Source organism: Nostocoides sp. (assembly GCF_037045025.1).
GTDB lineage: Bacteria > Actinomycetota > Actinomycetes > Actinomycetales > Dermatophilaceae > Nostocoides_A.
In genome coordinates, this window is the sequence record NZ_JBAOHM010000013.1 from 22,847 (window position 1) to 36,381 (window position 13,535).

Below are 13,535 nucleotides of genomic sequence, written 5' to 3' on the forward strand. Positions count from 1 at the left end.
AGCTCTCGACGCGCGGCTATCTCCGCCGTCCAACCTAACCAGCCCACCGGACCCATGGGCTATTGGGGATCGGTCTTCCGGGCTGACGTCCCTGGGTTAAGGGCTTGTGACGAAATAACTTCGTTTTAGGGGGTTGGGACGGCTACGGTTGTGGTATGTCCACGTCCGCGGTGTCGGTGTCGGAGTCGGAGTCGTTGGCGCGCCGGTATGCGGTGGTGGCGCCGCATTTGTCGGAGTTCCAGCGTCGGTTGTGGCTTGGGGCGGAGGCGGCCGAGTTCGGCGCCGAGGGCGTGGCGGTGGTCGCCGCGGCGACCGGAGTGGCGGCGGACACGGTGCGCCGGGGTCGGGCCGAGGCCAGTGGTGGGGTGGAATTGGCGCCCGGCCGCTCGCGCCGCCCGGGCGGTGGGCGCAAGCGGGTTGAGGCCCATGATCCTTCGCTGGCAACGGATTTCGATGCGTTGATCGAACCGGCCACGCTGGGGGATCCGATGTCGACGTTGCGGTGGACGAGTAAGTCGATCCGGACCTTGACCCGGGAGTTACGCGCGAAGGGTCACCGGGTCAGTGATCATGTGACCCGCAGGTTGCTGGCCGAGGGCGGCTACTCGCTACAGGCCAACGCCAAGGTCCTCGACGGGAGCCAGCACCCGGACCGGGATGCCCAGTTCCACTACCTGGCCGACGCGGCAGCGGCCCATCAGGTCAGCGGGGACCCGGTGATGAGCGTCGACACGACGAAGAAAGAACTCATCGGACCGTTCAAGAACCCCGGTCGGGAATGGCACCGGGCCGGCCAGCCGGAACGGGTCAACGTCCACGACTTCGCCGACAAAGACCTCGGCAAGGTCAACCCCTACGGCGTCTACGACGTCGCCCACGACGCCGGCTGGGTATCGGTCGGGGTCGACCACGACACCGCCGCGTTCGCCGTGCACACCATCGAGACCTGGTGGCAGCGGGTGGGATCCGCGGCCCATCCCGGGGCCACCCGGCTGCTGATCTGTGCCGACGGCGGCGGCTCCAACGGCTACCAAAACCGGCTGTGGAAGAAGGAACTCGCCGACCTCGCCACCCGGACTGGGCTGACCATCACCGTCACCCACCTACCCCCCGGCACCAGCAAATGGAACAAAATCGAACACCGCCTCTTCGCGCACATCTCCATGAACTGGCGCAGCCGCCCACTGACCAGCCACGAAGTCGTCGTCAACACCATCGCCGCGACCACCACGACCACCGGCCTGCACGTCGACGCCGACCTCGACACCAACCCCTACCCCGCCGGCATCAGAATCGCCGACACCGTCATCCCCGACCTCGAACGCCGCGGAATACTCCACCGCCACACCTTCCACGGGGAATGGAACTACACCCTCTACCCCGACACGCCCGACCCAAACTAGCTTAATTCCTCACAGGCCCTAAGCGATCGTTAAGTCACCTGTTCTAGCGTCGCGCCGTCGACGGCAAGAGCGCCGCCGCGCCCCCTGGAAAGTTGCTGCCCATGTATCGCCTGTCGCCAGTTCTCCTCGCCTTCGTCATGACCCTTTCCCTTGGCCCCGCCCATGCCGTGGCAGGTGCACCAGCGGCGGACATGTCGATCACGGCGAGCGGCCGGCCCAACGCACGGGCGGTGACGATCACGACGACGAGCCCACTGCCCCGCGGTCGCGTCGGGGTGGCGTATTCCAAGGCGTTGGCAGCCACGGGCGGCGGACCCTACACGTGGTCGGTGGTGTCCGGCGCTCTCCCGGCCGGACTGAGCCTGTCCGGCGCTGGCCTGATCTCGGGGACACCCGCTGCGGGAGGGACAGCGACGTTCACCGTCAAGGCGGTCGGCGCCGGCGGCGCCCAGGCGACCAAGGCGTTCACGCTCGTCGTCGACACCGTCTGGATTGCCACGCCGGCGCTCCCGTCGGGACAGGTCGGCAAGCCGTATGCCGTCACCCTCGCCGCCGGCGGGAGCGGCCCGTTCGCGTGGTCGCTCGTGCCCGGCTCCACCTTGCCCGCCGGGCTCAGTCTGGCCGGCTCGACCGGCACCATCTCCGGAACCCCGACCGTCGCCGGGTCGACGACGGTCAAGATCAAGGTTGTCGGCGCAGGTGGAAAGAGCACGACGAAGCAGTTCACGCTCAAGGTCACCGCTGCCGGCGCCTTTGCCATCACCACCACCGCCCTGCCGGCGGCGACCACCGCAACCGCCTACAGCACCACGCTCGTCGCGACCGGGACCGGAACGATGGCGTGGACCATCTCCGCCGGGAAACTGCCCACCGGCCTGACCCTGGCAAAGGCCACCGGTATCATCTCCGGCACCCCCACCGGGGCCGCCGGGACCTCCTTCTTCACGGTCAAACTGGTCCGCGGGGGCAAGACCGCCACCCAGCCGCTCTCGATCACCGTCGGCGGTGGCACCACGACGGTGACGATCACCACGACCAACCTGCCGAACGGCACGGTCGGCGTGGCCTATACCGCGACGCTTACCGGCACGGGCCCGACGCCATACACCTGGTCGATCGACTCCGGGAGCCTTCCGGCCGGCCTGGCCCTGAACCCATCCACCGGCGCCATCAGCGGGACGCCGACCGTGCGGGGCACGGCGAGCTTCACCGTCAAGCTCACGGGCAGCGGCGGCGCCACGGCGACCAAGACCCTCTCGATCGTCGTCACCGCGGCCGCCACGACGGAGGACTGGACGCAGTCGAGGCACGACGCCGGCCACTCCGGCTGGTCCCCGAACGAGACCGTCATAACCCCATCGACCGCCGCGAACGTCCATGAAGAATGGTCGGTCCCGCAGGGTGGTCCCTCGGTGATCGCCGGTGGCACGCTGTACACCGTCTCCCCCGACCCGGCGAACTCGCGCGACATTGCGGTCGTCGCTTACGACTTGTCCGACGGCACCATGGTGTCGCGTCGGGCCCTCGATTACGCCACCTGCGGCGGTGGGGGAGCCGAGGCCCTGGCGGCCACCGCCAACCTCCTCGTCACCGCCTGCAGCGGCGGGCTCACGGCCGTCAACCGCGCGGCGCCGCACGCCGTGGTCTGGTCGACGCGCGAGACGGACCCCAGCGCCAACAACCGGGCCGTCATGATCAGTGGCAACACCATCGTCTCCTACAGCAGCGATCAGGTCACCGCCTACCGGCTCTCGGACGGCCAGCGGATTTGGCAGTCGCTCCTCCCGTCGGGCTCGACGAGCATTTGGGATGTCGCCGTCTCCGGCAGCACGGTCGTCGTGAACTATTACAACCGGATTCGCGGCCTCAGCCTCGCCACCGGCGCGCAGACCTGGACCGTGGCCCCGACGGCGGCGGACAGCATGGTCGCCAGCACCGACGGCTGGATCTACCTGAACAAGGACGCGGGCGTAGCCCGGCTCAACGCCGCGACCGGCGTCCTCGACTGGGCGGTGCGGCCGGGCAGCGACATCTATCGCGTCGTCGGCGCCGACGGCGACACGGTCTATGTCTGGGAGGCCGTTTTCAACTTCGGACCTCCGTCTCCTTCGAACCTCATCGCCGTGCGGCCTGCCGACGGATCGGTCAAATGGACGTATCCCGTGCCCAGCCGGGTGCGCGACTTCGCAGTCACCGGCGACGTCATCTGGGTGACCTCGAGTGAGATCTACTCCCAGGGCCAAGCCAGCAACCTCATCGCGCTCAACCGGACGACCGGCGCGCAGCTGAAGGACATCGCCTTCGCGGCCGACATGTTCGGCTACCAGTCGGCCTTCGGGAATGGCAAGATCGCGTTCGAGGTCGGCGGCGGCCTCGGGAGCACGGTGCCCCACCGGCTGGCCGTCTTCGGCCGGGCTGCGCAGTTGCCGACCGTCGACACCCGGGTCCTGCCCCTCGCGCGGCCCGGTCAGGCGTACTCGACCACCCTGACCGCCTCCGGCGGGCGAGCGCCATACACCTGGAGCGTCGCCTCCGGGAGCCTGTCCGCGGGGCTGAGCCTGTCCAGCGGCGGCACGATCTCGGGCACGACGTCCGTCGAGGGCACGTCCTGGATCACCGTCAAGGCCACCGATGCCAACGGCGCGGCGCGCACCCGGCGGGTCGGCCTGTCGGTCCTTGCGCTCGGCACGGCGTCGTGGACCTCGGCGTTCGGCGGTCCGGACAACAACCCGTTCGCCCGGGCCGAGACGGCGATTGACGTGCCCACCGCCGGGACCCTCGCCTATCGGTTCGGCTTCGGGAATGCCGGGTCCACCTCACCCGCCTACGGCAACGACGACGACGCCCCGCTGATCTTCGGGAACCGGGCATACATCGTCCGCGAGGACGGGCTCCTCGCGGCATACGACCTCACCGGCATGACGGCCAACCGTCCGCCGCTCTGGACGGCGTATGCCGATCCGTCGGACCACAGCATCCTCTTTCAGCCTCGCCGGCTCACCAGCACGGCTGCGACGCTGGTCGGCATCGATTACCTGGGCCGGCTCGTGGCGATCCGGGCGAGCGACGGGGCGAGCCTGTGGCGCACGGACGGAACGACCTCCTTCAACAACTGGGTGACGTCGGACGGCAGCCGGGTCTATGCCACGACCTACCAGACCCTCGTCGCCCTCGACGCCGCGACGGGGACGGTCTTGTGGACCGTCGACACCGGGGATTACCTCGACCAGGTGGCCAGCGACGGGACCCGGGTCTACGCCAACGCCGGCCCGAACACGAAGGCATATTCTGCAGCAACGGGTGCGGAGGTGTGGTCGACCCCCCTCCCCTCACCGGTCAGCGGCGACGAAACCCGTCGGTCGCCGATCCTCGCCGACGGAACGCTCTATGTGCTCGGCTGGAATGTCATCGCCGCCCTCGACCCGAGTGATGGCGCGATGAAGTGGCGCACCTCAGCCCTCCTCCCCGCCGCGGCTGTCGTCGTCGGAGACACCCTGGTAGCCGTCTCGGACAACAGCCCGAGCATCCTGGCCGCCTACTCGACGGCTACCGGCGAGGTGCTGTGGTCACGTAACGATCTCCCCTACTCCTACGTGTACGCCGCCAGTGACCTGGTGATCACCATGGCGCCCCAGAACAACGGCGAGCTGCGGGGATATGACCGGACCACCGGCGAACTGCTGTGGAATGGCGGCAGCTCCGCCGCGTCCGGGGGTCCCCTTGGTGTCGCCATCTCGGGAGGCCGGATCTATGTGAGCACCCGAGAAGACGGCGTGCGCGCGTTCGGGCCGCTCAGTTAGCGTTAGCCGCTGACCAAATTGCCCAGGTCGGGAGGGGTCGGCCATTCCCGACCCGGGTGACACGGCACTGTCCAGCTCGCCCGACGCCACGTCACTGACCGAGCAGGACGGCCAAGGCGCCCGCGATCATCGCCGGGCCAAAGGCGATCCGGGAGGTGCGGGTAGCGCGCTTTGTGACCAGCAGCGCGCCGGCGACCAGGCCGGCGAGGAGGAAGGCGGCATACAGGGCGACGAGGGCGGCGCTCCAGCCGAACCAGCCGAGCAACATGCCGAGCAGCCCGGCGAGCGTGACATCGCCGCGGCCCAGGCCGCGGCGGGAAAGCCGGTGCAGGACATAGAAGCACAGCCACCCCGCCAACCCGGCCTGCACCGCCCGCCCGTATGCTGCCCACCCGCCGCCCGCGAGCGAGCAACCGGCGAGCATCAGCGCCAGGGCGGGGTAGGACGGCCAGGTCAGGACTCGGGGAAGGCGGTGGACCTCGAGGTCGATGGCGGCCATGACGATCAGCACGCCTGCCGCGCCCACCACAGTCAGGCGGACGATCACCGGCCGATCGGCCAGGCTCCACCCGGCGACGGCACCGACGACCGTGGCGGCACCGGGCACCCAGGGGTGGCGGCGAGCGCGGCGGGTGTCATCGGCATACCGGTAAAAGCCGGTGGCGAGCAGGCGCAGCCCGGCCAGTCCGATGGCCAGGCCGAGGACGCCGAAAACCGTGGCGCTCACCGCCGCACCGCTCACCCCGGCTCCTTCCCGCCCAGCCTGACCCGCTCTGGCAGGGTATGCCGCTGGCGCCCCGGCCGCGCGGCGAGCGGCCGGGGCCTGTGGATAACCTCAGCGGGCGGCGACGAGTGTGGTCAGGCGGGCCAGCTGCGCCCAGTAGGAGTCGCTGTCGATCCCCTCGGGCGCGGTGGTCCACAACACGATCGTGGAGACATAGCCGGGGGTGCCGGTGGCGGACACGGCGACGAATTCGGTGATCGGGGCGCTGTTGTCGTCGAACGTCGTCACCAGTTGGAACTGGCCCGCGGCCGGACCGGCGGTGCTGGTCGTCGTGGTCTGCCCGTTGCGGACCGTGCAGCCGGTGAAGCCGTCGGTCAGCCGCTTGATCTCCGCGTCGACCAGCGCCTTGGCATCGCCGTCGCCGAAGAAGACCTCGCGCACGCGCTGGGTGGCGAAATAGCTCGCGTCGACCCCCTGGCGCTTGACCCGCATCAGCGCGAACGTGCCCTCGCCGGAGGTGTCGGCGTCGCAGCCCTCGGTGATCACCGGCGAGCCCTCCCACGCGCCCGGACCGGCTTCCGCGGTGGCGTCGCCGGTCAAGAACCGGGAGGTGAAGGCGCGCGGATCGAGGAAGAGGTGGGCCTGCGGCATGTCCGCCGGCCCGGCCAGGTGCCGGTCGGGGGTGTCGGTCGCGTCTCCGGTTGGGAGGGAGACGCCGGCGCCGTACCGCTCCAGCCGGTTCTCCACGACATTGGTCAGCCGCGCGAACTGGTCAAGGGTGGCGGTCATGCCGTCCCCGGAGGCGGTGTGCCACATCTCGACATAGACGACGTCGCGGCCTCGCTGGGTGACGGTCAGCCAGCCCTCGTTGCCGTCGGTGTCGGTGAACGACCAGATCGCCGGGTGCTCGGAGTAGCGGTCGGTGCTCTGCTGCGTCAACGTCGTCGGCCGCGGCGTCTGGCAGTTGCGCACTTCGGCGGTCATCGCGGCGGCGGCGTCCTGGGCGGCGGTGTCGCTGGCATAGCGGAAGACCACCTGGGTGGCGAACGACGACGGGGCGCCGGCGGCGGCGACATCCTGGGCATCGACGGCCATACCGGCGCCGACCGGCATGGCGCACAGCAGTTCGGGCACCGTGCCGCTGGCCACCGTTGGCGCGCGGCCGAGCTGCAGTGCGGCTTGCCATTCCACATCCCGCGGCAGGAGGACCTTCGATTCCGCGATCATCTCCTGGAACTCCTCGGTCGACCACGTCCGGGTCGACGACGGGCTGCCGGTCGTGCTGGGCATCGGCGAGGAGGTTCGCGACAGGCTGGTCGCGCTATCCGAGGCCGGGTCGCTCGCGCGCTGGTCGGGCTGCAGGATGCCGGACAGCCCGACCGCGGCGACTGCGAGCCCCGCCGCGGCCAGGCCTGCCGCCGAGGCGAGCCAGACAGTCCGCCGGCGCTTGGAGCCGCGCGCCTTGATCGCCGCCGGCGCAGCGAGAGGGAGGTCGTCGACGTCCTCGCGCAGCGACAGCAGGGCGGCCCGGACCAGGTCGTCCTCCTCGGGCGACCAGTCGTCACGGTCGTCGTGTCGCGAACTCATCGGGTCGCCTCCTTCCCACCGAGGGCGGCAGCGAGGGCCTTGCGGCCGTGGTGCAGCCGCGCCTTGACGGTGCCGGTCGGTGCGCCGAGATCCTCGGCGATCGCCTCGACGCTCATGTCGAGCAGGTAGTGCAGCGCGAGCACTTCGCGGTGTTGCGGCGAGAGCGATTTCAGGGCCGCGACGAGCGCGACCCGGTCGGGGGAGATTTGCGGGGTGCCTTGGACGAGGGAGAGTTGCCGGTGGGCCTCGGCGCGGTTGGTGTCCTTGCGCCACTGCGAGATCGCCAGCCGCCGGGCGACGGTGCGCACCCACGACAACGGGTCGTCGGCCTTGCTCACCTGCGACCAACGCTGCCAGGCGCGGGCATACGCCTCCTGGGTGCAGTCTTGGGCCAGCGTCAGGTCGCCGGTGGTGGCATAGACGAGGTGGATCACCCGATGAGCGGTCTGCTGATAGAACGCATCGAAGTCCAGGCTCGCCACCTCCTCACCGGCGCGCACCGCGCGCGTTCGCCCCGGGGCGGGCGCCGAGACCAAAACCGTCACACCCAGCCGGACGCGTGGCCTCGGCCGCCGGTTGCCACCGTAGCCGATGGATTTCTCCGGAAGCGCGGGGGCATCGGCGTTGCGTCCCGGGCCCCGCGGCCGTGATGGGCGACGATGGTCGCGCCATGACCGTCTTGGAGATGCTGCGCCGCCCCCGCTGGGGAGCCACCTCGGCCACCCCCGCAGGCCCCCCACGCCCATGGCTACGCCCGCTGCTCGGCGGCGCGGCGGCCGCCGCCACGACCCTGCTGGTGATGCTCGTCCTCGTCGCCGGCGCGGGAACGCTCGCGGCCAAGGCCGAACTCGACTGGGGCGATGCCTTCGGCTTCGGCGCCGCGAGTTGGCTGCTCGCCGGCGGCGCCCGGCTGGTCGCGGACTCGGTGGTCATCGGGTTCACCCCGCTGCTCGGCTTTGCCGCGCTCGTCCTGAGCGCCATCGCGGTCGGGCGGCGGTTCCTGCCGCGCTCGGGCCGGCGGCTGCTGCCCTATCTCGGCTGGATTGGGGGGTATGCCGCGGTCGCCCTGCTCGCCGCCCTGCTCACCTTGGCCGGCAGTGCTCGTCCCGCGTGGACGTCGCTGGCGGTGCCGGTCCTCGGAGTGCCTGCGCTCGCTCTCGCGGTCATCGAGGGGCGCCGAGGCCGCCTCGACGATCTGCTCCACCGGCTGCCGCGCACGCTGCGCCGGTGTGTGCGGCCCGCGGTTCGGACCTTGCTGGTCGCGCTCACGTGCGGGATGTTGCTCGTCCTCGCGGCCGTGCTCGCCCACTTTGGTTCGGTCAGCGAGGTCTATCGGCTGCTTGATACGGGAGCGCTGGGCGGGGGCGCGCTCACCGCCGCCCAAGTGCTCGCCTGGCCCAACCTCGGCATCTGGGCCCTCAGCCTGGCCGCCGGGCCCGGCTATTCGCTGACCGAGGGCACCGCGGTCACGCTCGGCGGCGCCACCGGTGGCGTCGTCCCGGCCCTCCCTGTGTTCGCCGCCAGCCCCGGGCCGGGTGATTTTGGCTGGCCGGCGCTGTTGCTCGTGGTGATTCCCATCCTCCTCGGTGCGTATGCCGCTCGCCGCACCCTCGCGGAGATCCCGCGCCTGGCCAGTGGCCGGGTCAAGCTCGGCGGTGTGGCGACCACGGTAGCGCTGGTTGTGGTGACGCTGGCCGCCCTCGACGTCCTTGCCGGCGGCTCGCTCGGCGTTGGCCGGCTGCGGCACGTCGGGGTCTCGGCCCCGGCCCTCGCGCTTGCCCTCGCCGCCTGGATGTCCCTGGGCGCCGGCCTGACGCTGCTCCGCGACTGGTGGCGGCTGCGCCGCTGAGGTCTGCACCCTTTGCTGAGGTCTGCACCCTTTGCTGAGGTCTGGTCTTCTTGCTGAGGTCGTACTACCGGTAGTACGACCTCAGCAAGAAACGCAGACCTCGGCGGATTTGGTGGGGCAGACCTCGGCGGACTTGGTCGGGTGAGGGCTGTGCCTCGGCGGGTGACTAAGCTCGGGATGTGACGAGCACCCGTGACTGGCCGGCGCGGGTGGTGGTGCTCGTTTCCGGGTCCGGCACCCTGCTCCAGGCGCTGCTGGACGCGAGCGGGGACGCGGCATACGGCGTGGAGATCGTCGCGGTGGGGGCCGACCGCGACGGCACGCTGGGCATCGAGCGTGCCCAGCGCGCGGGCGTGCCGACCTTCGTCGTCAAGGTGGCCGACTACTCGACCCGCGCGGAGTGGGACGCGGCGCTGGCGGGGCGGGTCGCGGCATACGAGCCCGATCTCGTGGTCAGCGCCGGCTTCCTCAAACTGGCCGGACCCGCGTTCTTGGCCCGCTTCGGCGGGCGTTATCTCAACAGCCACAACGCGCTGCTGCCGAGCTTCCCCGGCATCCACGGCCCGGCCGACGCGCTCGCCTATGGCGTCAAGATCACCGGCGCCACGCTGTTCGTCGTCGACGCCGGGGTCGACACCGGCGCGATCGTCGCCCAGGTCGCCGTGCCGGTCCTGGACGACGACACCGTCGAGAGCCTCACCGAGCGGATCAAGGACGCCGAGCGGCCGCAACTCGTCGAGTGCGTCGGGCGCATGGCCCGCGAAGGATTCACCGTCACCGATCGAAGGGTCACCATCCCGTGAACGCCGCCCCCACCCCGCCCGGCCCCAGCGAGGACAAGCGCCCGATCCGGCGCGCGCTGATCTCGGCCTATGACAAGAGCGGGCTGCCGGAGCTGGCCCGGGCGCTGCACGAGGAGGGCGTCCAGATCATCTCCACGGGAGGCTCGGCGGCCCTGATCGCCGGGCTCGGCATCCCGGTGACCGAGGTCGCCGAGATCACCGGCTTCCCCGAGTGCCTCGAGGGGCGGGTCAAGACCCTGCACCCCGTCGTGCACGCGGGTATCCTCGCCGACACCCGCAAGCCCGATCACCTCGAACAGCTGGCCCAGCTCGGGATCAAACCGTTCGAGCTGGTCGTCTCCAACCTCTACCCGTTCGTCGCGACGGTCGCCTCCGGCGCCGCCCCCGACGAGTGCGTCGAGCAGATCGACATCGGCGGGCCGACGATGGTGCGGGCGGCGGCCAAGAACCATCCGAGCGTGGCGATCGTGACCGATCCCGCGGCATACGAGATGGTCGTGGAGGCGGTGCGCAGCGGCGGCTTCACGCTGGAGCAGCGCAAACTGCTGGCCGCTCGGGCCTTTGTGCACACCGCCGACTATGACATCGCGGTGGCCAGCTGGATGGGCAGTGTGTATGCCGATACCTCCGGCGGCGACGGCTTCCCCGCGTGGGCGGGCGGGTCGTGGACCAAGCGCGCGACGCTGCGCTATGGCGAGAACCCGCACCAGCAGGCGGCGCTCTATGCGGGCTGGCAGCCGGGCCTGGCCTCGGCCGAGCAACTGCACGGCAAGGAGATGTCCTACAACAACTACGTCGACACCGACGCCGCGGTCCGGGCGGCGCACGATCACGGCGAACAGCCGACGGTCGCGATCATCAAGCACGCCAACCCGTGCGGCATCGCGATCGGCGCCAGCGCCGAGGAGGCGTATGCCGCTGCCCTCGCCTGTGATCCCGTCTCCGCCTATGGCGGGGTCGTCGCCAGCAATGTGCCGGTCACGCGGGCGATGGCCGAGGTGCTGAACACCTCGTTCAACGAGGTTGTGGCGGCTCCAGACTTCGATGCCGAGGCGCTGGAGTTGTTGCGGGAGAAGAAGAATCGGCGCCTGATCCGGCTGTCTTCCGGTGTCGGTGCCCGGCCCGGTGGAGTCGAGAGCCGGCCGATCTCGGGTGGCCTGCTCATGCAGCGGGTCGACGCGCTCGATGCCGTCGTCGAGGACCCCGCGGGCGCGGTGACGGGCGGGGACGATCCGGTGCACTGGCGGCTGGTGGCCGGCAAGGCCGCCGACGCCCAGACCCTGGCCGACCTGCAGTTCGCCTGGCGTGCGGTGCGGGCGGTGAAGTCGAACGCGATCCTGCTTGCCCGCGACGGCGCCTCGGTCGGCATCGGGATGGGCCAGGTCAACCGGGTCGACTCCTGCCGCCTGGCGATCGCGCGTGCCGGGGAGGAGCGTTCGCGCGGGGCGGTGGCGGCCTCGGACGCGTTCTTCCCGTTCGCCGACGGGCTGGCGCTGCTCATCGACGCCGGTGCCCACGCCGTGGTCGCCCCGGGCGGCTCGATCCGCGACGAGGAGGTCATCGCCGCGGCCGAGGCGGCCGGCGTGACGCTGTACTTCACGGGCACGCGCCACTTCGCCCACTGACCGCAGGAACCAACCGAACACGATCACCTGGAGTGTCCGGTAGGTCCGGTGCCCGAACCGTCAAACGATCAATAGCGACGCGACACCCGGGTTTGCACGATCAAACCAAGCCGTCAATGCGCCATTGATCGTTTGACCGGTCCGCTGATTGGTGTCGGCTGGGGGAATTCGATCGATCGCGTGCCCGATGCTGCCCCCAGCGGCCCCGGCGGCCCCGGCGCCCCCGGCGCCCCCGGCGACACCCACCGCGTGCTAATTTATCCAGACCAACATGTAAAAAATCACGCGGAGGCGATCATGGCGACCGACGAAACCACCCGGACCGAGCTGCCCGTCACGGAGAAGGCGCACTCCTGCGGCTGTGGGTGCAGCGACGAGGCGGACGCGCCCGAACTCGACGTCCGCACGATTCCGCACGCGATCCGCCACGCCACCGTCTTTGGTGCGCTCTCGGCGATCAAGCCGGGCGGGGCGATGATCCTCGTGGCGCCGCACAATCCGCTCCCGCTGCTCGCCCAGATCGCGGAGCGCGAGGGCGGGACGATCGGCGTCGACTACCTCGACGAAGGCCCGGAGGCATGGCGGCTGAAGCTGACTCGAGCCGGCTGACCCGCACACCGGCGAGACTGCCCGCCCGCACCCTCCTACTCATCCCCGCGGCCCTCGCCCTGCTCGCCGGCCTGACCGCGGCGCTGCTCCTGCTCGACCTGCCCGGGGTGACCGCGCCCCGGGCAGCCGGGACTCTGAGCGACGTCCACGGGCCGCTGATGGTCCTCGGCTTCCTCGGCACGCTGATCGCGCTCGAGCGCGCCGTCGCCGCGCGCCGCACCTGGCCGTATGCCGCCCCCGCCTTCCTCGGGCTCGGCGCCCTCGCGACCATCCCCGAGGCGAGCCGCCCTGTTGGTCAGCTGCTCACGCTCGCCGGAGCGCTCGGCCTCATCGCCACGTATGTCGTTCTGTGGCAACGACAACGCGACGACGCCGTGCTAGTCGAGCTGCTCGCCGCTGGGTATGCCGCCCTGGCCGCCGCCACCTATCCGCGCCTGGACGTGGCCGCCGTGCTGCCCTGGCTGGCCGGCTTTGTCGTGTTCACCATCGCCGCCGAGCGGGTCGAACTCGCCCGTCTGCACATCGCCCATGGCGAGCGCCGGCTGCTGGCGCATGCCGCGGCATACACCCTGGCCGCCAGCCTGGCGATGCTCTGGCCAGCGCTGGGCGGGCGCCTCGTCGCGCTCGTCCTGCTCGCGCTCACCCTCTGGCTCGCCCAGGCCGATGTCGCCCGCCGCACGATCCGCTCCACCGGCCAGCCGCGGTACGCCGCGCTCGCCCTCCTCCTTGGCTATGCCTGGCTCGCGATCGCCGCCCTGACGTGGTTCGCGAGCGGCACGCTGGCGGGCGGTGCGGCATACGACACTGTGGTGCATGGCATTTTCCTCGGCTTTGCGATGTCGATGGTGCTCGCGCACGCGCCGGTCATCCTGCCGGCCGTCGTGCGCCGCCCGGTCGCCTTCCGCCCGATCCTGTGGGGGCCGCTCGCGCTACTGCACACCGGGCTGCTGATCCGGCTCGCGCTCGGCAACGGCCTGACCGACACTCCCGTATGGCGCATCGGGGCGACCGTGACCATCCTCGCCCTGCTCGCCCTCCCGCTCGCGATCCTCACCGCCGCCCGCCACCCCGTCACCAACCCGCGAAAGGCATGACCGCCCTGCACCCCGATGCCCGCCCAACCGCACCCGCGACC

10 protein-coding genes are annotated in these 13,535 nt (G+C 70.8%); 7 read left to right on the top strand and 3 right to left on the bottom strand.

Annotated features, from left to right (window positions below; all coding sequences use genetic code 11):
* The first annotated feature begins 155 nt into the window (after positions 1-155).
* A complete protein-coding gene (locus tag V9G19_RS15975; RefSeq protein ID WP_462286428.1) occupies positions 156-1,403 on the top strand; it encodes an ISAzo13 family transposase in 1,248 nt (415 codons plus the stop codon).
* A gap of 101 nt (positions 1,404-1,504) precedes the next feature.
* Positions 1,505-5,203, top strand: a complete 3,699-nt coding sequence (locus tag V9G19_RS15980; protein WP_462286429.1) for a putative Ig domain-containing protein — start codon at positions 1,505-1,507, stop codon at positions 5,201-5,203.
* Positions 5,204-5,294: 91 nt separating this feature from the next.
* On the opposite strand, the gene V9G19_RS15985 is transcribed toward V9G19_RS15980, so the two are convergent.
* The 3 genes from V9G19_RS15985 to V9G19_RS15995 all read right to left on the bottom strand — a co-directional run bounded on the left by V9G19_RS15985 (position 5,295) and on the right by V9G19_RS15995 (position 8,014).
* Positions 5,295-5,945, bottom strand: a complete 651-nt coding sequence (locus tag V9G19_RS15985; protein WP_462286430.1) for a prepilin peptidase — start codon at positions 5,943-5,945, stop codon at positions 5,295-5,297.
* Positions 5,946-6,038: 93 nt separating this feature from the next.
* Complete coding sequence (locus V9G19_RS15990; protein WP_462286431.1) at positions 6,039-7,514, bottom strand: hypothetical protein; 1,476 nt, start codon at positions 7,512-7,514, stop codon at positions 6,039-6,041.
* Positions 7,511-8,014 carry an RNA polymerase sigma factor gene (locus V9G19_RS15995; RefSeq protein ID WP_462286432.1) on the bottom strand — a complete coding sequence of 168 codons (504 nt, stop codon included), beginning with the start codon at positions 8,012-8,014 and terminating at the stop codon, positions 7,511-7,513. The genes V9G19_RS15990 and V9G19_RS15995 overlap by 4 nt, the downstream gene beginning before the upstream one ends.
* 170 nt (positions 8,015-8,184) lie before the next feature.
* On the opposite strand from V9G19_RS15995, the gene V9G19_RS16000 reads away from it, so the two are divergent.
* The 5 genes from V9G19_RS16000 (at position 8,185) to V9G19_RS16020 (ending at position 13,494) form a co-directional block, all read left to right on the top strand.
* Positions 8,185-9,363 carry a cell division protein PerM gene (locus V9G19_RS16000; protein WP_462286433.1) on the top strand — a complete coding sequence of 393 codons (1,179 nt, stop codon included), beginning with the start codon at positions 8,185-8,187 and terminating at the stop codon, positions 9,361-9,363.
* Positions 9,364-9,542: 179 nt separating this feature from the next.
* Positions 9,543-10,166: a phosphoribosylglycinamide formyltransferase gene (gene purN / locus V9G19_RS16005; RefSeq protein ID WP_462286434.1), complete on the top strand. Its 624-nt coding sequence runs from the start codon at positions 9,543-9,545 to the stop codon at positions 10,164-10,166.
* The gene (gene purH / locus V9G19_RS16010; protein WP_462286435.1) at positions 10,163-11,791 is read left to right on the top strand and encodes a bifunctional phosphoribosylaminoimidazolecarboxamide formyltransferase/IMP cyclohydrolase; all 1,629 of its coding nucleotides are present in this window, start codon (positions 10,163-10,165) and stop codon (positions 11,789-11,791) included. Before purN ends, purH begins: the two co-directional genes overlap by 4 nt.
* A 297-nt stretch (positions 11,792-12,088) precedes the next feature.
* Positions 12,089-12,400: a DUF2249 domain-containing protein gene (locus V9G19_RS16015; RefSeq protein ID WP_462286436.1), complete on the top strand. Its 312-nt coding sequence runs from the start codon at positions 12,089-12,091 to the stop codon at positions 12,398-12,400.
* Positions 12,370-13,494 (top strand): hypothetical protein, encoded by a 1,125-nt coding sequence (locus V9G19_RS16020; protein ID WP_462286437.1) that lies wholly within the window; start codon positions 12,370-12,372, stop codon positions 13,492-13,494. The genes V9G19_RS16015 and V9G19_RS16020 overlap by 31 nt, the downstream gene beginning before the upstream one ends.
* Positions 13,495-13,535 lie beyond the last annotated feature (41 nt).

Excerpts from the sequence above, each read along its gene's own strand:
- V9G19_RS15980 (WP_462286429.1), top strand. The coding sequence starts at position 1,505 with ATGTATCGCCTGTCGCCAGTTCTCCTCGCCTTCGTCATGACCCTTTCC.
- V9G19_RS16020 (WP_462286437.1), top strand. The coding sequence starts at position 12,370 with ATGGCGGCTGAAGCTGACTCGAGCCGGCTGACCCGCACACCGGCGAGA.
- V9G19_RS16000 (WP_462286433.1), top strand. The coding sequence starts at position 8,185 with ATGACCGTCTTGGAGATGCTGCGCCGCCCCCGCTGGGGAGCCACCTCG.
- V9G19_RS15975 (WP_462286428.1), top strand. The coding sequence starts at position 156 with ATGTCCACGTCCGCGGTGTCGGTGTCGGAGTCGGAGTCGTTGGCGCGC.
- V9G19_RS16015 (WP_462286436.1), top strand. The coding sequence starts at position 12,089 with ATGGCGACCGACGAAACCACCCGGACCGAGCTGCCCGTCACGGAGAAG.
- V9G19_RS15990 (WP_462286431.1), bottom strand. The coding sequence starts at position 7,514 with ATGAGTTCGCGACACGACGACCGTGACGACTGGTCGCCCGAGGAGGAC.